At 67.3% G+C, this 22,501-nt stretch carries 21 protein-coding genes; 16 read left to right on the top strand and 5 right to left on the bottom strand.

The window, feature by feature from the left end:
- Positions 1-56: 56 nt before the first annotated feature.
- On the top strand, positions 57-1,526 hold the full coding sequence (gene sbcB / locus EV685_RS09010; RefSeq protein ID WP_130481639.1) for an exodeoxyribonuclease I: 1,470 nt from the start codon (positions 57-59) through the stop codon (positions 1,524-1,526).
- Positions 1,527-1,628: 102 nt separating this feature from the next.
- On the top strand, positions 1,629-2,591 hold the full coding sequence (locus EV685_RS09005) for a DNA ligase (RefSeq protein ID WP_130481638.1): 963 nt from the start codon (positions 1,629-1,631) through the stop codon (positions 2,589-2,591).
- A 74-nt stretch (positions 2,592-2,665) separates the two neighbouring features.
- On the opposite strand, the gene acnB is transcribed toward EV685_RS09005, so the two are convergent.
- From acnB to EV685_RS08985, 4 genes are all read right to left on the bottom strand, one after another.
- Positions 2,666-5,257, bottom strand: coding sequence for a bifunctional aconitate hydratase 2/2-methylisocitrate dehydratase (gene acnB / locus EV685_RS09000; RefSeq protein ID WP_130481637.1), 2,592 nt, complete (start codon positions 5,255-5,257; stop codon positions 2,666-2,668).
- Positions 5,258-5,510: 253 nt separating this feature from the next.
- Positions 5,511-5,969, bottom strand: coding sequence for a hypothetical protein (locus EV685_RS08995; RefSeq protein WP_130481636.1), 459 nt, complete (start codon positions 5,967-5,969; stop codon positions 5,511-5,513).
- Between the two features lie 169 nt (positions 5,970-6,138).
- Complete coding sequence (locus EV685_RS08990) at positions 6,139-7,182, bottom strand: HpcH/HpaI aldolase/citrate lyase family protein (RefSeq protein ID WP_130481635.1); 1,044 nt, start codon at positions 7,180-7,182, stop codon at positions 6,139-6,141.
- Between the two features lie 111 nt (positions 7,183-7,293).
- Positions 7,294-8,280 (bottom strand): malate dehydrogenase, encoded by a 987-nt coding sequence (locus EV685_RS08985; protein ID WP_130481634.1) that lies wholly within the window; start codon positions 8,278-8,280, stop codon positions 7,294-7,296.
- A 232-nt stretch (positions 8,281-8,512) separates the two neighbouring features.
- On the opposite strand from EV685_RS08985, the gene EV685_RS08980 reads away from it, so the two are divergent.
- From EV685_RS08980 to EV685_RS08940, 9 genes are all read left to right on the top strand, one after another.
- On the top strand, positions 8,513-9,286 hold the full coding sequence (locus tag EV685_RS08980; protein ID WP_242615492.1) for a GntR family transcriptional regulator: 774 nt from the start codon (positions 8,513-8,515) through the stop codon (positions 9,284-9,286).
- Positions 9,287-9,380: 94 nt separating this feature from the next.
- Positions 9,381-9,809 carry a succinate dehydrogenase, cytochrome b556 subunit gene (gene sdhC / locus EV685_RS08975; RefSeq protein WP_130481633.1) on the top strand — a complete coding sequence of 143 codons (429 nt, stop codon included), beginning with the start codon at positions 9,381-9,383 and terminating at the stop codon, positions 9,807-9,809.
- Between the two features lie 103 nt (positions 9,810-9,912).
- The gene (gene sdhD, locus EV685_RS08970; protein ID WP_130481632.1) at positions 9,913-10,275 is read left to right on the top strand and encodes a succinate dehydrogenase, hydrophobic membrane anchor protein; all 363 of its coding nucleotides are present in this window, start codon (positions 9,913-9,915) and stop codon (positions 10,273-10,275) included.
- Positions 10,275-12,083: a succinate dehydrogenase flavoprotein subunit gene (sdhA, locus tag EV685_RS08965; protein ID WP_130481631.1), complete on the top strand. Its 1,809-nt coding sequence runs from the start codon at positions 10,275-10,277 to the stop codon at positions 12,081-12,083. Before sdhD ends, sdhA begins: the two co-directional genes overlap by 1 nt.
- Positions 12,084-12,104: 21 nt before the next feature.
- A complete protein-coding gene (locus EV685_RS08960; RefSeq protein WP_130481630.1) occupies positions 12,105-12,815 on the top strand; it encodes a succinate dehydrogenase iron-sulfur subunit in 711 nt (236 codons plus the stop codon).
- Positions 12,816-12,843: 28 nt separating this feature from the next.
- On the top strand, positions 12,844-13,131 hold the full coding sequence (locus tag EV685_RS08955) for an FAD assembly factor SdhE (protein WP_130481629.1): 288 nt from the start codon (positions 12,844-12,846) through the stop codon (positions 13,129-13,131).
- 89 nt (positions 13,132-13,220) lie between these two features.
- Positions 13,221-14,531 carry a citrate synthase gene (gltA, locus tag EV685_RS08950; protein WP_130481736.1) on the top strand — a complete coding sequence of 437 codons (1,311 nt, stop codon included), beginning with the start codon at positions 13,221-13,223 and terminating at the stop codon, positions 14,529-14,531.
- Between the two features lie 203 nt (positions 14,532-14,734).
- Complete coding sequence (locus tag EV685_RS08945) at positions 14,735-15,637, top strand: VOC family protein (RefSeq protein ID WP_130481628.1); 903 nt, start codon at positions 14,735-14,737, stop codon at positions 15,635-15,637.
- A gap of 17 nt (positions 15,638-15,654) precedes the next feature.
- Positions 15,655-16,554 carry a sugar phosphate isomerase/epimerase family protein gene (locus tag EV685_RS08940; protein WP_130481627.1) on the top strand — a complete coding sequence of 300 codons (900 nt, stop codon included), beginning with the start codon at positions 15,655-15,657 and terminating at the stop codon, positions 16,552-16,554.
- 32 nt (positions 16,555-16,586) lie between these two features.
- Here EV685_RS08940 and EV685_RS08935 read toward each other — a convergent pair whose 3' ends face one another.
- Positions 16,587-17,351: an IclR family transcriptional regulator domain-containing protein gene (locus tag EV685_RS08935; protein ID WP_130481626.1), complete on the bottom strand. Its 765-nt coding sequence runs from the start codon at positions 17,349-17,351 to the stop codon at positions 16,587-16,589.
- A gap of 146 nt (positions 17,352-17,497) precedes the next feature.
- Here EV685_RS08935 and EV685_RS08930 point away from each other — a divergent pair, with 146 nt between their 5' ends.
- From EV685_RS08930 to EV685_RS08910, 5 genes are all read left to right on the top strand, one after another.
- The gene (locus EV685_RS08930; RefSeq protein ID WP_130481625.1) at positions 17,498-18,397 is read left to right on the top strand and encodes a shikimate dehydrogenase family protein; all 900 of its coding nucleotides are present in this window, start codon (positions 17,498-17,500) and stop codon (positions 18,395-18,397) included.
- Between the two features lie 107 nt (positions 18,398-18,504).
- Complete coding sequence (locus EV685_RS08925; RefSeq protein ID WP_130481624.1) at positions 18,505-19,659, top strand: ABC transporter substrate-binding protein; 1,155 nt, start codon at positions 18,505-18,507, stop codon at positions 19,657-19,659.
- A gap of 158 nt (positions 19,660-19,817) precedes the next feature.
- Positions 19,818-20,693 (top strand): branched-chain amino acid ABC transporter permease, encoded by an 876-nt coding sequence (locus EV685_RS08920; RefSeq protein ID WP_130481623.1) that lies wholly within the window; start codon positions 19,818-19,820, stop codon positions 20,691-20,693.
- Between the two features lie 13 nt (positions 20,694-20,706).
- The gene (locus EV685_RS08915; RefSeq protein WP_130481622.1) at positions 20,707-21,723 is read left to right on the top strand and encodes a branched-chain amino acid ABC transporter permease; all 1,017 of its coding nucleotides are present in this window, start codon (positions 20,707-20,709) and stop codon (positions 21,721-21,723) included.
- Complete coding sequence (locus tag EV685_RS08910; RefSeq protein WP_130481621.1) at positions 21,720-22,478, top strand: ABC transporter ATP-binding protein; 759 nt, start codon at positions 21,720-21,722, stop codon at positions 22,476-22,478. Before EV685_RS08915 ends, EV685_RS08910 begins: the two co-directional genes overlap by 4 nt.
- Positions 22,479-22,501: the final 23 nt, after the last annotated feature.

The raw sequence follows: 22,501 nt of genomic DNA, 5'->3' as shown, positions 1-22,501 counted from the left end.
CGCATCCCCCTCACGGGCGGGGCGCCTGGCCGGCCCATCGGGCAAGATGCGCGCCCATGAACCGCACCGCAGCCGACGTCGCCCCGACCTTCTTCTGGCACGACTACGAGACCTTCGGCAAGTCCCCGCGCCGTGACCGTCCGGCCCAGTTCGCCGGCATCCGCACCGACCTTGACCTGCACGAGGTCGACGAGCCGGTGATGCTGCATTGCCAGCCCGCGCCGGACTACCTGCCCGATCCCGAAGCCTGTCTGCTGACCGGCATCCTGCCGCAGCACTGCCTGGCCCAAGGCGTGCCCGAGCACGACTTCGCCCGTGCCATCGAGGCCCAGCTCGCCCGGCCCGGCACCATCGGCGTGGGCTACAACAGCATCCGCTTCGACGACGAGGTCACGCGCTTCCTGTTCTGGCGTAACCTGATCGAGCCCTATGCCCGCGAATACAAGGACCAGTGCGGGCGCTGGGACCTGCTCGACGTGCTGCGCTGCTGCCACGCCCTGCGGCCCGACGGCATCACCTGGCCGACCCACCGGGAAGGGCCCATGGCCGGTCGGCCGTCGTTCAAGCTCGAACACCTGACCGCCGCCAACGGCCTGAGCCACGAGGCGGCGCACGATGCCTTGTCCGACGTGCGCGCCACGCTGGCACTGGCCCGGCTGGTGCGTTCGGCCCAGCCCCGGCTGTGGGACTTCTGCCTGAAGCTGCGCAAGAAGGACGCGGTGCTGCAGGAGATCGGCATCGGACGGCCCTTCCTGCACATCAGTGGCATGTACGGCACCGAGCGTGGTGGCATCGCCATCGTCTGGCCGCTGGCGCCACACCCAACCAACAAGAACGAGCTGATCGTCTGGGACCTCTCGCACGACCCGAGCGAGCTGTTCACGCTCGACGCAGCGACCATCCGCCTGCGCCTCTACACCAAGGCCGACGACTTGCCCGAGGGCGTCACCCGGCTGCCGCTCAAGACCATCCACCTCAACAAGTCGCCCGTGGTGATCGGCAACCTCAAGGTCCTGAGCCCGGACATGGCGCAGCGCTGGGGCATCGATGTGGCGCGATGCTTGATCCATGCCGAGATCGCCGCGAAGCAGGGTGTGACCATGGCCGGCATCTGGCCGGACGTCTACGCCCGACCCGCCGCGCAGGCCGGCCAGGTCACCGACGTCGACGAAGACCTCTATGGTGGCTTTCTATCCAACGACGACCGCCGCACGCTGGAACGGCTGCGGCTCCTGAGCCCGGACCAGCTCGCCGGTAAGCGCCCGGCCTTTCAGGACGAGCGGCTTGACGAACTGGTCTTCCGCTGGCGTGCGCGCAACTTCCCGGCCACGCTGGACGGCGACGACGAGGCCCGCTGGCAGGCCCTGCGCCAGACCCGTCTGATCGAAGGCGCGGGCGGCGTGCTGACCATCGAACAGTTCCACGAACGCATCGACACCCTGGGCGAGTCGCTGGCCGACGACGACGAGCGTGGCCAGGACATCCTCGGCGCGCTCTACGACTACGCCGAACAGATCGCGCCCTGAGCCGCGCATCCCTCTTCGGCGGGAGACGTCCCTCGCCAGAGGGAGACGCTGGCGTCCGATGACTGGCTACCTTGGCGGCTTCCCCCGCCTGCCGAGGACACCATGACCCGACCCGCCTTCCCTGCACGCACCACGCCCACCGGCGCCGCCCAGCCTGAACGCCGTCGCTGGCTCATCCGCCATGTCTTGCTGGCGCTGGGCGGCTGGTCATCCGCCGGCCCGACCGGGGCCGGCACGCCCGAGAGCCGCGTGGCGCCCATCCCGATCGAACTGGCGGGCGACCTGTCCCCGGACCTGCTGGCGACCGTGGACCTGTCCCGTCACCTCGTCAGCGAGAAGCTCGACGGCGTGCGCGCCCTCTGGACCGGAACACGCTGGCTGACCCGCAGCGGTCGCCCGATCGCCGCACCGGCGCACTGGCTGGCGGCGCTGCCGGCGGGTGTCGCGCTGGACGGTGAACTGTGGCTCGGCCGGGGCCGCTTCGAGGCCCTGTCGGGCCTGCTGCACCGCGCCGACGCGCCCGCCGACCCGCTGTGGTCGTCCGTTCGCTATGCCATCTTCGACCTACCCGGTGCCCCAGGTTCCTTCCTGCAACGCCAATTGCGCCTGCGGGCCATCCTGGCCGGGCTGCACAGCGGTGGCGCGGCGGTCCACATCGACGCCGTCGAACAACGCCGCGTGGCCGATGCCGACACCCTGCAGCGCTGGCTGGACGAGGTCGTCTCCCAGGGCGGCGAAGGACTCATGCTTCACGCGGCGGACGCCGACTTCCGGCCCGGCCGCAGCAACGGCCACCTGCTCAAGCTCAAGCCCTTGTCCGACGCCGAAGCGGTGGTGATCGCCCACCTACCCGGCAAAGGCCGCCACGCCGGCCGCCTGGGCGCCCTGCAGGTCCGCGACGACAGCGGCCGCCGCTTCGCCATCGGCAGCGGCCTGAGCGACGCCCAGCGCGACTCGCCACCCGCGATCGGCCAGCGCATCAGCTACCGCCACCGCGGCCTGACGCGCACCGGTCGGCCGAGGTTCGCGACGTTCTGGCGGGTGGTGGTGGGCGATGGCGTCTGACGCGCCGGTGTCGGCTCACCCATGAAAAAGGCCCGCCGAAGCGGGCCCCCGTCATCTCACCCGCAGGTGGGATATCAGACCGTCACGCCCTTGGCGGTGTCGGCGTATTCCTCGATCTGGTCGAAGTTCAGGTACTTGTAGATCGACGCGCCGTCCTTGTTCACCACGCCCATTGCGGCGTGGTATTCCTCGACGGTCGGGATCTTGCCGAGCTTGGAGGCGATCGCGGCGAGTTCGGCCGAGCCCAGGAACACGTTGGTGTTCTTGCCCAGGCGGTTCGGGAAGTTGCGGGTCGAGGTCGAGATCACCGTCGCGCCTTCACGCACCTGCGCCTGGTTGCCCATGCACAGCGAGCAGCCCGGCATCTCGGTGCGCGCACCGGCGGTGCCGAAGGCGGCGTAGTGGCCTTCCTTGATCAGCTCGCTCTGGTCCATCTTGGTCGGCGGGGCGACCCACAGCTTGACGGGGATGTCGCGCTGGCCGCCCAGCAGCTTGGCGGCGGCACGGAAGTGACCGATGTTGGTCATGCACGAGCCGATGAAGGCTTCGTCGATCTTGGTGCCGGCCACTTCGGACATGAACTTGGCGTCGTCCGGATCGTTCGGGCAGCAGACGATCGGCTCCTTGATGTCGGCCAGATCGATCTCGATGACGGCGGCGTATTCGGCGTCCCGGTCGGCTTCGAGCAGTTGCGGGTTGGCCAGCCATTCCTCGACCTTGCGGATGCGGCGCTCCAGCGTGCGAGCGTCGGCATAGCCGTCGGCGATCATGTTCTTCATCAGCACGATGTTGCTGGTGAGGTACTCCTTGATCGGCGCCGGGTTCAGCTTGATCGTGCAACCAGCGGCCGAGCGTTCGGCCGAGGCGTCCGACAGCTCGAAGGCCTGTTCGACCTTGAGGTCCGGCAGACCTTCGATCTCGAGGATGCGGCCCGAGAAGATGTTCTTCTTGCCAGCCTTGGCGACGGTCAGCAGACCGGCCTTGATCGCGTACAGCGGGATGGCGTGCACGAGGTCGCGCAGCGTCACGCCGGGCTGCATCTGGCCCTTGTAGCGCACCAGCACCGACTCGGGCATGTCCAGCGGCATCACGCCAGTGGCGGCACCGAAGGCGACCAGGCCGGAGCCGGCCGGGAAGCTGATGCCGATCGGGAAGCGGGTGTGGCTGTCGCCGCCGGTGCCGACGGTGTCGGGCAGAAGCAGGCGGTTGAGCCAGCTGTGGATCACGCCGTCACCCGGGCGCAGGGCCACGCCGCCACGGCTGCTGATGAAGGCGGGCAGTTCGCGGTGGGTCTTGACGTCAACCGGCTTCGGGTAGGCGGCGGTGTGGCAGAAGGACTGCATCACCAGGTCGGCCGAGAAGCCCAGGCAGGCCAGATCCTTGAGCTCGTCGCGGGTCATCGGGCCGGTGGTGTCCTGGCTGCCGACCGTCGTCATCTTCGGTTCGCAGTAGGTTCCCGGGCGCACGCCCTGGCCTTCGGGCAGGCCGACGGCGCGGCCAACCATCTTCTGCGCCAGCGTGAAGCCGGCCTTCGATGCGGCCGGCGGCTGCGGCAGGCGGAACAGGGTGGAAGCGCCCAGGCCCAGGAACTCGCGCGCCTTGGCGGTCAGCGAGCGGCCGATGATCAGGTTGATGCGGCCGCCGGCACGCACCTCGTCGAACAGCACGTCGCTCTTGAGCTTGAACTCGGCCACGGTCTGGCCGTTCTTGACCAGCTTGCCGTCATAGGGCTGGACCTCGATGACGTCGCCCATCTCCAGCGCGCCGACCTCGACCTCGATCGGCAGCGAGCCGGAGTCTTCTTGCGTGTTGAAGAAGATCGGGGCGATCTTGCCGCCCAGCGTGACGCCGCCGAAGCGCTTGTTCGGCACGAAGGGGATGTCCTGGCCGGTGGCCCAGATCACGCTGTTGGTGGCCGACTTGCGGCTCGAACCGGTGCCGACCACGTCACCGACGTAGGCGACCAGGTGGCCCTTCTTCTTCAGGTCCTCGATGAACTGCATCGGGCCGCGCTTGCCGTCTTCCTCGGGCTTGAACGCCGCGCCGTCGCGGGTGTTCTTGAGCATCGCGAGGTAGTGCAGCGGGATGTCCGGGCGGCTCCAGGCGTCCGGGGCCGGCGACAGGTCATCGGTGTTGGTCTCGCCGGGCACCTTGAAGACGGTCACGGTGATGCTGCGCGGCACTTCCGGGCGGCTGGTGAACCACTCGGCATCGGCCCAGCTCTGCATCACGTCCTTGGCCTGCGTGTTGCCCGCCTTCGCCTTCTCGGCCACGTCGTGGAAGAAGTCGAACATCAGCAGGGTCTTCTTCAGACCGGCGGCGGCGACGCTGGCGACCTCGGCGTCGTCAAGCAGGTCGATCAGCGGCTTGACGTTGTAGCCACCGACCATGGTGCCCAGCAGTTCGGTCGCCTTGGCGCGCGAGACCAGACCCACGGCGAAGTCACCATGCGCCACAGCGGCCAGGAAGCTGGCCTTGACCTTGGCGGCATCGTCCACGCCCGGGGGCACGCGGTGCGTCAGCAGGTCCAGCAGGGAGGCCTCTTCGCCAGCCGGCGGGTTCTTGATCAGCTCGATCAGCTCGGCCACCTGCTTGGCGTCGAGCGGCAGCGGCGGGATGCCGAGCGCGGCGCGCTCTGCAACGTGTTGGCGATAGGCTTGCAGCATGAAGGGAACTCCGTGCGGGGTGACGAGAGAGAGTGGGGCGGGACGAGAACCTTGTCACAGCGTCGGGACACTGCTCCTGGGGTTTGCCCGACATTTTATGTCTTATATAAGACTTGCCAAGCCTTCCCTGATGCGCGAAGGGGCTGACGTGCCTCAAAAAGACAGACGGCCGCCCGGTGGGCGGCCGTGTCGGCGGGGTCGAGCACGTTCCGGGCCCGACGCAGGTCGGGCGTGACCGGGGTGCCGGCCGCGCTCAGGTCTTCTGGGTCGGATGCACGCAGTTGTCGACCATGCGGCGACCGATCTTGGCGTTCATCAGCATCGACTTGTTGGCGATCTGCAGCCAGACCAGGCCGTTCTTCTTGTCCTCCAGGCGGACCGCGCCGGTGGTGGTCGGCTCCGGCGCCATCACCCAGGACTTGCCCTTGTAGCCAACCTTGAAATAGCCGGCCTTGTCCTTGACCGCGTCGACGCTGACCGACTGATCGAACTCGCAGGCGCTGGCGCCGGTCAGCACGCGCTCGGCGTTGGCGAGCTGTTCGGGGCTCAGGTCGGGCAGGGCCGGTGCCTTGGCAGCCTTCTTCTTGACCGGCGCGGCGGCGGGCGCATCGGCAGCGGCGGCCGGCAGGCTGGTCAACACGGCGGCGCCGATGAGGGCCATGGACAGGGCGGCCGACAGGGCCAGGGCGGGGAACGAGCGCGAGGTATTCATTGTGGTGACTCCGGATCTCGGGGTGCGACGGGATGCAACAACCGAGGATTCTTGGCTAAGCCAAGCGAGCCAACGTCACCAAATGCAGCGGGGAAAAGTATCAGTTCCGGCGATCCCGCCGGCGCGCAGGATGCGTCTGGTCACACAACTGAGCGCAGCCAGCCGGCGTTCAGGCCGCGAAGAAGGCCTGCCGGACCTCGCCGGGCAGTTGTTCGCCACCGGCCACCGAGGTGCGGTGGGCCCGTTCGAGCACATGCCAGAAGTAGCGGTAGCTGGCCCGGTCGTGCAGCGTGTCCTGGCCGGCGTGCAGGTGGCGGATCGGGGCCCAGTCCGCAGCCTGGGCGGCCAGCAGGATCTCGATGGCGTGATCGACCTCGGCGACGGTTGGCGAGAAGGCCTCGACGATCGGCCGGATCTGGTCCGGGTGGATGCTCCACATGCGCGTGTAACCCAACTCGCGGCAGGCCCGGGTGGCGGCGGCTTCCAGCGCCGAGCGGTGCTTGAACTCCGTCACGACGCAGTGCGACGGCGTCTTGCCAAAACCGTGACAGGCCGCCGCGATCTCGAGCTTGGCGCGCACCACCAGCGGGTGTTCGAACTGGCCCTTGACGCCCATGGCGCCCTGCGGAATCGCGCCGCGGTGTTCAGAGACGAAATCCATCAGCCCGAAGGACAGTGACTCGATGCGCGGGTGTGCAGCCAGCGCCTGCACCTCGCGCAGCGCGCCGTGCGTCTCGACCAGCGCATGCACAGGGATCGTGCGGCCGATGCCATGTCGCAGGGCGGCCGCGTCGATCGCCTCGATGCCGCGCTGCAGGTCCGCCAGGCCGCGCGGCTTGGGCAGCATCACGTAGGCCACGCGCTGGCCGGCGTCGCGCACCAGTGCGTCGACCATGGCGTCGAACATCGGATGGTCGACCGCCTGGACCCGTGCGCCGACACGGCCGTGGCGGTTTTCGGCCGAGTTGAGAAGCTCGGCCATCAGCGCGATGTGGTCGAGCTCGCCGCCGACGGGCGCGCCGTCCTCGGCATCCAGCGTGATGTCAAAGCAGGGGCCCAGCTCGCCCTGCAGGGCCAGGCTCTTGCGCATGCGCGCCTCGACACCGCAGTAGTGGTCACACGCCGGCAGGCTGGGGGCGACCTCGCCGGCGCCGAACAGGGCGTCGCGCGGGTGCACGCGATTCGTGGAAGCGGGGCGGGTCACAGCGGTCATGGGGCGTCTCGGCGAAAGTGAAAAAGCCGGTCACAAGGACCGGCTTTCATTGTGAGCGTCTGCCTGACGCCGTGGGGCGTTGGGCGGCTCAGGCAGTCGTGTCGACTGGTGTCACAGCAGGTGCTTGACGCCGTCCTGCTCGCCCTGCAGCTCGGCCAGGGTCTTGTTGATGCATTCCTGCGAGAAGGCGTCGATGGGCAGGCCCTCGACCAGCTTGTACTCGCCGCCCTCGCAGGTCACCGGGTAGCCAAACATGACGTCCTTCGGAATGCCGTATTCGCCGTTGGACGGCACGCCCATCGTGACCCACTTGCCGTTGGTGCCCAGGGCCCAATCGCGCATGTGGTCGATGGCGGCGTTGGCGGCCGAGGCGGCCGACGACAGACCGCGTGCGGCGATGATGGCCGCACCGCGCTTGCCGACGGTCGGCAAGAAGGTGTTGGCGTTCCAGTCGTGGTCGTTGATGCTGTCCTTGACCGACTGGCCGTTGACGGTGGCGAAGCGGTAGTCGGCGTACATGGTGGGCGAGTGGTTGCCCCAGACGGCCAGCTTCTCGATGTCACCCACGGCCACGCCCATCTTGGCGGCGATCTGGCTGGCGGCGCGGTTGTGGTCCAGGCGCAGCATGGCGGTGAAGTTCTTGCGCGGCAGGTCCGGCGCGCTCTTCATCGCGATGTAGGCGTTGGTGTTGGCGGGGTTGCCGACCACCAGGACACGCACATTGCGCGAGGCGACCGCGTTCAGGGCCTTGCCCTGGGCGGTGAAGATCTGGGCGTTGGCGGCCAGCAGGTCGGCGCGCTCCATGCCGGGGCCACGCGGACGGGCGCCGACCAGCAGGGCGTAGTCGGTGTCCTTGAAGGCGGTCATCGGGTCGCTGTGGGCCTCGACGCCGGCCAGCAGCGGGAAGGCGCAGTCTTCCAGTTCCATGATCACGCCCTTGAGCGCGTTCTGGGCCTTCTCGTCGGGGATCTCGAGCAGTTGCAGGATGACCGGCTGGTCCTTGCCGAGCATCTCGCCGGAGGCGATGCGGAACAGCAGGGCATAACCGATCTGGCCGGCTGCACCGGTGACGGCGACACGGACGGGACTCTTGCTCATGGCGGGGCTCCTGGGACTGAGGCTGGGGATGGAACGGGAATCCGGAGGCAGGCCGGGGGGCGTCGTGCGCGGCTTCGGGGGCTGCGGCTGGGAGGTTGACGGGTCCGGCGGGCGTGGAGTATCTCGCAGTCTAGGGGTAGACCCTGGGCACGTCAACGATCTTATGTCTTATATAAGACATCTGTTGACATTTGGTTGCGCGGGCCTTGTGGCTTGTGCTGGAATCTCGACCATGTCGCAGACCGCGTCCTTGCCCGTGCCTCCTTCCGCACCCAACGGTGGGGAGGTGGCGCCGGCGTTCAGCCCCCTCTATCAGCAGATCAAGGCGCTCATCATGCGCGGCCTGCAGGGCGGCGAATGGAAGCCCGGCGAGGCCATCCCCAGCGAGCTGGAGCTGGCGGCGCGCTTCAAGGTCAGCCAGGGCACCGTGCGCAAGGCCATCGACGAGCTGGCGGCCGAGAACCTGCTGGTGCGCCGGCAGGGCAAGGGCACCTACGTCGCGACCCACAACGAAGAGAAGATCCAGTACCGCTTCCTGCGCCTGCAGCCCGAAGAGGGCGCGCCGCAGCCGATGCAGCGCGAGTTCCTCGACTGCCGACGCCTGCGCGCGCCGGCCGACATCGTGCGTTCGCTCGACCTGCGCAGCGGCGACATGGTGGTGCAACTGCGGCGCACGCTGTCGCAGGCTGGCCGGCCGGTGGTGCTCGATGACATCTGGCTCCCGGGCAGCCTGTTCAAGGGATTGACCGCCGAGCGCCTGACCGAGTACCGCGGCCCGCTCTACAGCCTGTTCGAGTCCGAGTTCGGCGTGCGCATGATCCGCGCCGAGGAAAAGATCCGCGCCATCTGCGCCGACCGCAGCGTCGCCGCGCTGCTCGGTGTGGACGAGGGCGCACCGCTGCTGAGCGTCGAGCGCCTGTCGCTGACCTATGGCGATCGGCCGGTCGAACTGCGGCGCGGCTTGTACAACACCACGCAACATCATTACCGCAATGAATTGAGTTGAAGCTGACAGCACAGTGCATTGCCGGAGTAAGGCAGGCTCGTGCTGCATTGCAATAAACTTCATCGGTTTCTTTGTCATTACAAACAGGCTCACCATGGCTGACACCTCCAAGAAGCGCCCGGTCCACCGCAACATCCATGTGTCCGACATCGTCAGCTACCGGCTCCCGCCGGCGGGCATCGTGTCCATCCTGCACCGCATCAGTGGCGCGGTGATGTTCCTGCTGATGCCGCTGTTCGTCTGGCTGTTCGACACCAGCGTCAGCTCCGAGGTGTCCTACGAATCCTTCACGGCCGCGTTCACCGGCGGCATCGGCTTCGTCCCGGGCCTGCTGGTCAAGGTCGTGGTGCTGGGCCTGATCTGGGCCTATCTGGTTCACTTCATCGCCGGCGTGCGCCACCTCTGGATGGACGCCACCCACAGCGTCACAAAGGAACAGGGCAAGAGCTCGGCGGTGCTGACGCTCGGACTGAGCTCCTTGCTGACCGTGTTGCTGGGCGCCAAGCTGTTCGGTCTGTTCTGAGTTTTCCCGCGCCCTGAGGGCGGCGGCTCGCGCTCGCCAGCCCCCTGGACGCTCCGCCTGTCCCCCCCCGTCCCCGCAGAACATCAACAAGGACACTGCCCCCATGTCCCAGAACTTTGGATCCAAGCGCATCGTCGTCGGTGCGCACTACGGCTTGCGCGACTGGCTTTCGCAGCGCGTGACCGCCGTGCTGATGGCGCTCTTCACCGTGGTCCTGCTGCTGCAGGTGCTGTTCGGCGGCCCGCTGGGCTACGAACGCTGGGCTGGCATCTTTGCCCAGCAGTGGATGAAGTTCCTGACCTTCACCGTGATCGTCGCCCTGCTCGTGCACGCCTGGGTCGGCGTGCGCGACATCTGGATGGACTACATCAAGCCGGTTGGGCTGCGTCTGGCCCTGCAGGTGTTCTCGATCGTGTGGCTCGTCGGCTGTGCCGGCTGGGCGATCCAAGTTCTCTGGAGACTCTGATGGCATCGGTCAACAACCTGCCGCGTCGCAAGTTCGACGTGGTCATCGTCGGCGCGGGCGGCTCGGGCATGCGCGCTTCCCTGCAACTGGCCCGCGCAGGCCTCAACGTGGCCGTGCTGTCCAAGGTCTTCCCGACCCGCTCGCACACCGTCGCGGCGCAAGGCGGCATCGGTGCCTCGCTCGGCAACATGAGCGAGGACAACTGGCACTACCACTTCTACGACACCGTCAAGGGCTCCGACTGGCTCGGCGACCAGGACGCGATCGAGTTCATGTGCCGCGAGGCGCCCAAGGTCGTCTACGAGCTCGAACATTTCGGCATGCCGTTCGACCGCAACCCCGACGGCACGATCTACCAGCGTCCGTTCGGCGGCCACACCGCCAACTACGGCGAGAAGCCGGTCCAGCGCGCCTGCGCCGCTGCCGACCGCACCGGCCACGCGATGCTGCACACGCTCTACCAGCAGAACGTGAAGTCGCGCACCCAGTTCTTCGTCGAATGGATGGCGCTGGACATCATCCGTGACGCCGAGGGCGACGTGCTCGGCGTGACCGCGCTGGAGATGGAGACCGGCGACGTCTACATCCTCGAAGGCAAGTGCACGCTGTTTGCGACCGGCGGTGCCGGGCGCATCTACGCCGCCTCGACCAACGCCTTCATCAACACCGGCGACGGCCTGGGCATGGCCGCCCGCGCCAACATTCCCCTGCAGGACATGGAGTTCTGGCAGTTCCACCCGACCGGCGTGGCCGGCGCGGGCGTGCTGCTGACCGAAGGCTGCCGCGGCGAGGGCGCGATCCTGCGCAACAGCAATGGCGAGCGCTTCATGGAGCGCTACGCCCCGACGCTGAAGGACCTCGCACCGCGCGACTTCGTCTCGCGCTGCATGGACCAGGAGATCAAGGAAGGTCGCGGCTGCGGTCCCAACAAGGATCACGTCGTACTCGACATGACCCACCTGGGCGGCGAGACCATCCTCAAGCGCCTGCCCTCGGTCTACGAGATCGGCCACAACTTCGCCAACGTCGACATCACCAAGGAGCCGATCCCGGTGGTGCCGACCATCCACTACCAGATGGGTGGCATCCCCACCAACATCAACGGCCAGGTCGTGGTGCCCAAGGGCGACGACCACAAGAGCGTGGTCAATGGCCTGTACGCGGTCGGTGAATGCTCCTGCGTGTCGGTGCACGGCGCCAACCGCCTGGGCACCAACTCGCTGCTGGACCTGCTGGTGTTCGGCCGTGCGGCCGGCAACCACATCGTCGACGCGATCAAGGGCTCGCCCAAGTCGCACAAGGAACTGCCCAAGGACGCGGCGGACTTCTCGCTGGCCCGGTTGGCTCGCCTGGACGGCAGCGACCAGGGCGAATACGCGCAGGACGTCGCCAACGACATCCGTGCGGCCATGCAGCAGCATGCCGGCGTGTTCCGCACCCAGGCCACGATGGACGAGGGCGTCGCCAAGATCAACGCGATCCGCGAGCGGGTCAAGGCGATCACGCTCAAGGACAAGTCCAAGGTCTTCAACACCGCGCGCATCGAGGCGCTGGAAGTCGACAACCTGATCGAGGCTGCACAGGCCACGATGACGTCGGCGGCGGCCCGCCAGGAATGCCGTGGCGCGCACACCGTCAAGGACTACGAGCGTGGTGCCGACGATGCCGAGTTCCCGCTCGGTCGCAACGACAAGGTCTGGATGAAGCACACCCTGTGGGACAGCGCCACCAATGGCCTGTCGTACAAGCCGGTCAACCTGACGCCGCTGACGGTCGAGTCGGTGCCCCCGAAGGTTCGCACCTTCTAAGCGTCACGCAGGAGAAACAACATGGCAGCACAGAAGCGCACCTTCCAGATCTACCGCTACGACCCTGACAAGGACGCCAAGCCCTACATGCAGTCCATCGAGGTCGAACTCGACGGCAACGAACGCATGCTGCTGGACGCCCTGATCAAGCTCAAGGCGGTCGACCCAACGCTCAGCTTCCGCCGCTCCTGCCGCGAAGGCGTGTGCGGTTCGGACGCGATGAACATCAACGGCAAGAACGGTCTGGCCTGCCTGACGAACATGCGCGACCTGCCCGGCGTGGTGGTCCTCAAGCCGCTGCCCGGCCTGCCGGTCATCCGCGACCTGATCGTGGACATGACGCAGTTCTTCAAGCAGTACAACTCGATCAAGCCCTATCTCGTCAACGACACCATCGCGCCCGACAAGGAACGCCTGCAGTCGCCCGAGGAGCGCGACGAGCTCAACGGCCTGTACGAGTGCATCCTGTGCGCGAGCTGCTCGACCAGCTGCCCGAGCTTCTGGTGGAACCCGGACAAGTTCGTCGGCCCGGCCGGCCTGCTGCAGGCCTATCGCTTCATCGCCGACAGCCGCGACCAGGACACCGCCGGCCGCCTCGACAACCTCGAGGACCCGTACCGCCTGTTCCGCTGCCACACCATCATGAACTGCGTCGACGTCTGCCCCAAGGGCCTGAACCCGACGAAGGCCATCGGCAAGATCAAGGAGCTGATGGTCCGCCGTGCCGTCTGAGGCTGGTCAGACCGCAGCAAGTCGCCCGATGGACACTCTTGCCAACGACCTGCTGGACGAACGGTCCCTGAGCAAGCTGCGCTGGCGTTGCCGACGTGGACTGCTCGAGAACGACCTGTTCATCGAGCGCTTCTTCGGGCGTCACGAGGCCACCCTGACCGTGCGGCAAGCCGCCGGTCTGGAGGCCCTGATGGATCTGGCGGACAACGATCTGCTGGACCTGCTGCTGCGCCGTCGCGACCCCGACGGCGACCTGGCGAGGCCTGAGGTGAACGAGGTCCTGGCCCAGCTGCGCGAGCCACCCGCCCCGAGGTGAGCCGAGCGGTGATGCCGAACGTGTGTGTCCGTCCCGACAAGATTGCCCCCTCGAGCTTGAGCTTTTGAAACCCTGAGGATTTAGCCATGATGACTCCCTCCGACGTGAAGGCGACGCTATCGTTCTCCGACGGCAGCGCCGCGATGGACCTGCCGATCTACAAAGGCACGATCGGCCCGGATGTCATCGACATCCGCAAGCTCTACGCGCAGACCGGCAAGTTCACCTACGACCCCGGCTTCCTGAGCACGGCCTCGTGCAACTCGACGATCACCTACATCGACGGTGACAAGGGCGAGCTGCTCTACCGCGGCTACCCGATCGAGCAGCTGGCCGAGAACTGCGACTTCCTCGAAACCTGCCACCTGCTGCTCTACGGCGATCTGCCCAACGTGGCGCAGAAGGCCGACTTCGTCAGCCGTGTGACCAACCACACGATGGTCAACGAGCAGATGCAGTTCTTCCTGCGTGGCTTCCGTCGTGACGCGCACCCGATGGCGGTGATGACCGGCCTGGTGGGCGCCCTGTCGGCCTTCTATCACGACAGCACGGACATCAATAACCCGCAGCACCGCGAGATCGCGGCGATCCGCCTGATCGCCAAGATGCCCACGCTGGTGGCGATGGCCTACAAGTATTCGGCTGGCCAGCCCTACATGTACCCGAAGAACAAGCTGAGCTACACCGCGAACTTCATGCACATGATGTTCGCGACGCCCTGCGAGGACTACGAGCCCAACGATGTGCTGGTGCGTGCGCTGGACCGCATCTTCATCCTGCACGCCGACCACGAGCAGAACGCGTCGACCTCGACCGTGCGCCTGTGCGGCTCGTCGGGTACCAACCCGTTCGCAGCCATCGCGGCTGGCGTGGCCTGCCTGTGGGGCCCCGCCCACGGCGGTGCCAACGAGGCCTGCTTGAACATGCTTGGCGAGATCCAGCAGATGGGCGGCGTCGAGAAGATCGGCGAGTTCATCCGCCAGGTGAAGGACAAGAACAGCGGCGTCAAGCTGATGGGCTTCGGACACCGCGTCTACAAGAACTACGACCCGCGTGCCAAGCTGATGCGCGAGACCTGCCATGAAGTCCTCGGTGCCCTGGGCCTCGAGAACGACCCGCTGTTCAAGCTGGCCATGGCGCTCGAGAAGATCGCGCTGGAAGACGAGTATTTCGTCGCCCGCAAGCTCTACCCGAACGTCGATTTCTACTCGGGCATCGTGCAGCGCGCCATCGGCATCCCCGTGAGCCTGTTCACCGCGATCTTCGCGTTGGCCCGCACGGTCGGCTGGATCGCCCAGCTCAACGAGATGATCGGCGACCCCGAGTACAAGATCGGCCGTCCGCGCCAGCTCTTCGCCGGCTCGGCCCGTCGCGACGTGACGCCGCTCGCTGCGCGCTGATCGCTGATCGCTGATCGCTGATCGCTGATCGCTGATCAACACACGCTGTTCGCACCTCCGGCGGGCCGCATGCCCACCCCCCTCGAAGGGCCGCCTTGTGCGGCCCTTCTGCATGGTGGTCCGCCTTGGCATGAAGTCTGGCCGTGCCAGCGGCTAACCTATCGACCTGGACACCCGAACCGATGACCGAGGAGCAGCCCCCCATGCATGACAGCGCCGACCGCGAAGACCTGGGCGAGTGGCCCAACCCGCTGGGCATGGAAGGCATCGAGTTCATCGAATACGCCACCACTCGACCGCAGGCGCTGGGTCAGGTGCTGGAGATGATGGGCTTCCGTCCGATCGCGCGGCACCGCTCGCGCGAGGTGCTGCTCTACCGCCAGGGCCGCATGAACGTCGTCATCAACGCCCACACCAGCAGCATGCCGCGTTCGGTCCAGCCGACCGAGACGCCGGTGATCGCCGCCGTCGCGCTGCGGGTGCGCGATGCCGCTGCGGCCTACCGCCGGGCGCTCGACCGTGGTGCCTGGGCCGTGCCCACGCATGTCGAGGTGATGGAGCTGAACATCCCGGCCATTCACGGTGTGGGCACCAGCCGGATCTACTTCGTCGACCGCTTCCGCGAGTTCTCGATCTGGGATGTCGACTTCGTGCCCATCCCGACCGTCGACAAGCAGCCGCCGGCCGTCGCCGGGTTGCACTGGTTCGGCCTGGTCCAGTACATCGGCATCGACCGCATGGCCGACTGGTGCGAGTTCTACCGCGAGCTGTTCGGCTTCGCCGAGCTGCCCGACGAGCAGCGCTTCGGCATCCTGCCCAAGGGCCGCATCCTGCGCAGCCCCTGCGGCACCTTCTACCTGCAGCTGATCGAGCCGGAGCCCGGCATCGTCGACATCGAGGGCAGTGAATCGCTGCAGCGCCTCGGCCTGGGCACGCCGGATGTGCCCGCCGCCGTCGCGGCTCTGGCCGCGCGGGGCGTCGAGTTCGTCGCCAGCCGCCAGGTCCATGCCGACGAGCGCGGCGCGCTCACACGCAGTTGGCTGGGCGACGTGATGTTCGAGCTGGTCCACCACGATGTGCCGGCCGATGCCGGCGCGTCGGCCTGAGCCGGCGGAGCGCGACGATGACCCAGCGCCACGGCTACATCGACGATTTCGGGATGGACACCATCTCGCTGGCCGGGCCGCTTGAGGCCAAGCTGCAGGCCATCCGCGCGGCCGGCTTCACCCAGGTCATGCTCAAGGCCAACGACATCGTGGGCCACCCACAGGGCATCGACGCCGCTGTGCAGCTGGTCAAGGACAGCGGCCTGCGCGTCACCGGCTTCCAGGTGCTGCGCGACTTTGAGGGCCTAGCCGGGCACCTGCACGACTACAAGGTCGACATCGCCAAGGCCATGCTGGAAATGGCGCATGCACTGGGCGCACCGGTGCTGCTGGCCTGCTCGTCGACCAGCCAGCACGCCAGCCAGGACATCGATGCGCTGGCCCGCGACCTGCGCAAGCTGGCCATGCTGGCGGTGCCGCTGGGCATCAAGGTGGCCTATGAAGGCCTGTCCTGGGGCCGCACCGTCAGCGAGTTCACGACCGCCTGGGAGGTGGTCTGCCGCGCCGACGCGCCCAACCTCGGTCTGGGCATCGACTCCTTCCACATCCTCGCCACCGACACCTCGCTCGACGAGATCGACCAGCTCGATGCCGACCGCATCTTCCTGGTCCAGCTGGCCGACTTCATGTGGCAGGAGATCCGCTCGGTGGAGGAGCGCATGTCGACCGCGCGCCACTTCCGCGTCTTCCCGGGCGAGGGCGTGCACAGCGCCCAGGTGGCCGACCTGGTCTCGCGCCTGGACGCCATCGGCTACCGCGGCGACTACAGCTTCGAGGTCTTCAACGACGACTACCAGCAGCTCCCGCTGCCCCTGGTCGCCCAGCGCGCCCACCGCTCGGCCCAGTGGCTGGGCGAGGAGGTGCTGCGTCGCTCGGTGCCGCTGCCCGGGCGGATGACGCTGCGCCGGCCGCGTTAGCCGTCCCGCAGGACGCGCGCCGGCCGAGCGGCTCAAACGACCGGCCGCAAGGCCTGCGCGCATTCCTGCAGCAAGGGCAGGATGCGCGCCACCATCGCCTCCCGACCCTCGTTCTGCATCGGCATGGTCGAGCCGATCGCGCCCCGGCAGATGCCCTTGCGGTCCTTGATCGCCACGGCGATGCCGCGCAGACCGGGTTCGAGCTGCTGCTCGGTGACCCAGAAGTTCAGCCGCCGCGCCGACAGCACCGCGTCGCGGAACAGCGCCGCGTCGGTCTGGGTCTGCGGGCCGAAGGCGGTGAATTCATGGGCCGCGATCCACTCGGCCAGCGCCTCGTCGGTGTAGGTCGCCAGGATGGGCATGGTCGGCGTCACCACATGGGCCGGCACCCGCGCGCCGGGCTGGAAGCCGATCGAGATCACCCGCGGGCTGTTGCTGCGCGCCAGGTAGACGATCTCGTGGCCGTCCAGCACGCTGAAGTTGAAGGTCTCGCCGGTGGCCTGCGACAGGCGCTGGATGAAGGGCTGGACCAGTCGGGGCAAACGTGCCGCGCCGAGGTAGCTCTGACCCAGCCGCAGCACCTTGGGCAGCAGCCAGAAGTGCTTGCCGTCGCCGTCGGCATAGCCAAAGTGCACGAGGCTCAACAGGTAGCGCCGGGCGGCCGTGCGGGTCAGGCCGGACAGCGCCGCCGCCTCGCTGGGCGTCAGGCGGGGGTGGTCATCGTCAAAGGCCTCGATGACCCGCAAGCCCTTGCCGAGGCCGTCGATGATGTCCTTGCGGTCGATGGGCGTGTCCATCCGGTGTCCTTCACAGGGGCTCGGGACTAACCCGAGAAGTGCACGATGATCGCGCCAGGTGCGCGATTGTCGCGCACACGAGGTGAAACCAGCTTGTGACCGACCGGCGCGCTGCCTATCGTTCGCGCACTTTGCAGCGACCGTCCATGCACATCTCCGGCACCACCCGCGTCTTCCTCATCCTGGGCGATCCCGTGGCCCAGGTGCGTGCGCCCGAGGTCTTCAACCCGCTGTTCGCCCAGGCCGGCGTCGACGCGGTGCTGGTGCCGATGCAGGTGCCGGCCGGTCAGCTCGACGCTTTTGTGCGGGGTGTCTTTCAAGCCCGCAACGTCGACGGTCTGTGGGTCACGATCCCCCACAAGACCGCGCTGCCCGGCCTGCTCGACCACTGCGACCTGAGCGGCAGCACGGCCGAAGCGGTCAACGCCGTGCGCCGCAACGTCGACGGCACGATCGAGGGGGCGCTGTTCGACGGCATCGGCTTCGTCAAGGCGCTCGACCACTTCGGCATCGCCTGCACCGGCGCGCGGGTGCTGGTCGTCGGTGCCGGTGGCGCCGGCATCGCGATCGGTTGTGCGCTGGTCCAGCGCGCGCTGGCCGAACTCTCCATCCACGACGTCGACGCGGGCCGCGCCGCTGCCGCCGCCGACCGCCTGCGCAGCATCAGCTCGGTCCAGGTCAGCACGCCGGCCAGCGCCGACCCGGCTGGTTACGACCTCGTCATCAATGCCACCCCGCTGGGCCTGCGCGACAGCGACCCGATGCCCTTCGACGTGCGCCGCCTCGACGGCAGCGCCGCCGTGGTCGACATCCTGATGAAGGACGCCAGCACGCCGCTGCTGCGGGCGTGCGCGGCGCGCGGCATCACCGCCCATCCGGGTCACGAGATGCTGATCCAGCAGGTGCCCGAGTACCTGCGCTTCTTCGGCTTCGAGGCCTTGGCCCGGGCCACCCAGGCCGATCTCGAACCGGTGCGTGCGCTGATGCGCAGCGAGCCGGCGAGCGCGGCGAGCGCGACGATTTCCGCGCTGCCGTGCGCCGCCTGACGCGCCGCCTGACGCGCTGCTTCCACCTTCTTGTTGCCATTCCCGTTCCCATTCCCATTCCAACCCGCCGGCGCTTGACGCCATTTCTTGTCCCCAGGAGACCACCCATGAGCTTCAACCGCCGCCACCTCATCGCCGCCGCCGCCCTGTCCGCCCTGTGCGCCAGCGGTCTGGCACAGGCCCAGAACACCATCAAGATCGCCGGCCTTTACGAGCTGTCGGGTGCGGGCGCCAGCGCTGGCACGATGTTCAAGAACGGCGTCGACCTGGCCGTCAAGGAAATCAACGCCGCCGGCGGCATCCTGGGCAAGAAGATCGAGCACAGCTCGGCCGACACCCAGAGCAACCCGGGCGTGGCCAAGGGCCTGGCGTCCAAGGCCGTCGATGACGACGTGTTCGCGGTCTTCGGCCCGGTCTTCTCCGGCTCGATCATGGTCAGCATGGCCGAGACCCAGCGCGCCGAGGTGATCAACTTCACCGGCGGCGAGGCTGCGGCGATCACCCAGAAGGGCAACCCCTACATCTTCCGCACCAGCTTCACCCAGTCGACCGCGATGCCCAAGGTGGCGCGCTACATCGCCAAGAACCTGAAGGCCAAGACGATCGCCGTCATGTTCGTGAACAACGACTTCGGCAAGGGTGGCCGTGACGCCATCACCAAGGCGCTGGAAGCCAATGGCGTGAAGGTTGTGGCCGACATCTCGACCGACAGCGGCCAGGTCGACTTCTCGGCACCGGTGCTCAAGGCCAAGCAATCCAACGCCGATGCGCTGTTCGTCTACACCAACGAAGAGGAATCGGCCCGTGCGCTGCGCGAACTGCGCAAGCAAGGCTATGACAAGCCCATCGTCGGCGAGACCACGCTGACCGGCCAGAAGGTGATCGAGCTGGCCGGCAATGCCGCCAACGGTGCGACCGCCCACGTCGGCCTGACGGTCGATGCGCCCAACCCGCAGATGATCAAGTTCAAGGGCAATTTCTTCGCCGCCACCAACACCATCTCGGACCACAACGGCATCAAGGGCTACACCGGCGTGTACATCCTGAAGGCCGCCATCGAGAAGGTCGGCAAGGTTGACCGCAAGGCCGTTGCCGCCGCGCTGCACGGCCTGAGCATCAAGGCCGCCAAGAACCCCGGCGTGCTCTATGACGTCTCGATCGACGCCAACGGCGACCTGGACCGCGAGAGCTTCCTGGTCGAGGTCAAGGACGGCCGCCAGGTCGTCAAGGAAATCCTGCCCGCCCTGGGCGCTGCCAAGTAAGGCACAGCCCTGGCCACGCCTGCGCCCGCAGGCGTGCCCGCCGGCATGAGGACGTTTGCCACCGACGGCCGACCGGCGTTTGCCAGCTCGGCGCGGGCTTGCCTCATGCCCGGCCGCACAGGCTCACGCGTTGAGCCTGTCCAACCTCCGGTGCTCGCATGACCGACTTCTTCCAGCTTTTCTTCTCCGGCCTCGCCACCGGCAGCGTCTACGCGCTGGCGGCGCTGGGCTTCACACTGCTCTGGCAGGCCAGCGGCACGATCAACTTCGCCCAGGGCGAGTTCGTCATGCTGCCCGCCTTCATGATGCTGGGCTTTCAGGCCGCTGGACTGTCGCTGCTGCCGGCCTTTGTCGCGACCTGCCTGCTGGCGGTGTTCGTGCTCGGCTGGGCCTTCAAGCGCGGCATCGCCGACCCGCTGCTGCGCTTCGGCATGATGCCCATCGTGGTGGCCACCATCGGCCTGTCGATCGCCATGCGCAACGGCGTGCGGGCCGGCTACAGCGCCGAGGCGCATCCCTTCCCCAGCCTGTTCGCCGACAAGCTGTTCAACATCGCTGGCGTGACGATCACGCTGGCCGACATCGGCACACTGGTCTTCGCGCTGGCGCTGGTGCTGGTCACGCAGGCCTTCCTGAGCAAGACGGTCACCGGCCGCGCGATGCAGGCCGTGGCGCAGAACACCGAGAGCGCGACCGTGCTGGGCATCAACGTGCCCCGCATGATCTTCTACACCTTCGCCATCAACGCGCTGCTGGCCTGTGCCGCCGCGCTGCTGGTTGCGCCGGTCTACCTTGCCAAGTTCGACATGGGCGAGGGCTTGGGCACCAAGGCCTTCTTCGCGGCCATCATCGGCGGCTTCAACAACAGCCGCGGTGCGTTGCTGGGCGGCGTGATCGTGGGCGTGGCCGAGAACCTGGCGGCGGCCTACATCTCGCCGTCCTACAAGGACGCGGTGGCGCTGGTGCTCTTCATGATCGTCATCTTGTTCAAGCCGCAAGGGCTGCTGGGCAAGAAGGAAATGCGCAAGGTTTGAGGAGCACACGACCATGAAACCGCTGCACAAGTTCGGCCTGCTGCTCATCATCCTGGTGATGCTCGCGGTGCCCCCGATGCTGAAGAACTACGGCATCTACCTGTTCACCTACTGGCTGGTCTTCATCGTCGCGACGATGGGCCTGAACCTGACCATCGGCTACGCCGGCCAGAAGTCGCTCGGCCATGCGGCGTTCTTCGGCATCGGCGCCTACACGGTGGCGATCCTGCTGCAGCACGGCATCAGCTTCTGGATCGGCCTGCCGCTGGCGATGCTGGGCTGCTTCGGCATCGGCCTGCTGGTCGGCTTCCCGGCCCTGCGGGTGCAGACCATCTATCTGGCCTTCGCCACGCTGGGCTTCAACACCGCCGTCTGGCTGGTGATGCGCAACGAGGAATGGCTGACCGGTGGCACCTTCGGCATCAACGGCATCACCCGGCCGGGCCTGTTCGGCATCAGCCTGGACAGCAACCTCAGCTACTACTACTTCGTGCTGGGCGTGACCCTGATCCTCGGTGCCCTGCTGTTCGCGCTGCTGCGTTCGCCCTGGGGCAAGGCCTTCACCGCCCTGCGCGACAACCCGATCCGGGCCGAGAGCCTGGGTGTCAGCGTGCAGGCCTACACCCTGCTGGCCTTCGCCATCGGCGCGGTCTATGCGGGCGTGGCCGGTGCGCTGTTTGCCAGCCTGGTCGGCTTCATCGAGCCGGCGCCGTTCACGGTGGGCTCGTCGATCATGATGTACCTGATGGTCGTGCTGGGAGGCTCGGGCTACTTCTTCGGCCCGGTGCTGGGTGCGGCGGTCGGCGTGCTGCTGCCGGAGTGGCTGCGCTTCGCACAGGCCTGGTACCTGTTCGTGTTCGGCACCGCCGTCATCTTGCTGATGCTGTGGCTGCCCGACGGCCTGCTGAGCATCCCGGACCGCCTGCGTGCCCGTCGCCTGTCGCGTGAGGCCTCGGCCGCACGTGCCGCGTCCGCCGCAGCGGCTGAATCGGCCGAAGCCGCCGAAGCTGTTCAAGGAGCGCAGTCATGAGTCCCGTACAAGGACCGGCCCTGCTGAAGGTCAGCGGCCTGAAGAAGTCGTATGGCGCGATCCGCGCGGTCAATGGCGTCGAGTTCGAGGTCCGCCCCGGCGAGATCTTCGGTGTCATCGGCCCGAACGGCTCGGGCAAGACGACCATGTTCAACAGCGTGCTCGGCCAGATCACGCCGGACGCCGGCCGCATCGAGCTCAAGGGCCAGGACATCACCAACCTGAGTCCGCTGGAACTCAATCGGCGCGGCGTCGGTCGCACCTTCCAGACCCTGCAGGTGTTCGGCAAGATGACCGTGCGCGACAACCTGATCGTGGCGGCGCAGGAACACCGTGGCAGCCTGTTCAGCCGCATGTTCGCGCCCACCGATTCGGGCCTGGGCGGCAAGGCCGATGAACTGATCGACCTGTTCCGCATCCGTCATGTTGCCGACAAGAAGGCTGGCGAGCTGAGCTACGGCCAGCAGAAGCTGGTCGACATCGCCATGGCCTTCATGAGCGAGCCGGACCTGGTGCTGCTCGACGAGCCCTGCGCCGGCGTCAACCCCAGCCTGGTGGGCGGCATCAGCACGCTGCTCAAGCAGCTCAACCAGAAGCAAAAGGGGAGCTTCGTGGTGATCGAGCACAACATGGACTTCGTGATGGACCTGTGCCACCGCATCATGGTGATGGTCGAAGGCGAGGTCATGGCCATCGGCACGCCCGCCGAGATCCGTGGCAACAAGCAAGTCCTCGACGCTTACCTGGGCAGCTGATCATGGTGCCCCCGCGCTCATTT

Source organism: Sphaerotilus mobilis, assembly GCF_004216565.1.
In the GTDB taxonomy this organism is placed as follows: domain Bacteria; phylum Pseudomonadota; class Gammaproteobacteria; order Burkholderiales; family Burkholderiaceae_C; genus Sphaerotilus; species Sphaerotilus mobilis.
The sequence above is the reverse complement of the archived record's forward strand: the minus strand, read 5'-3'. Positions and strand labels throughout refer to the sequence as shown.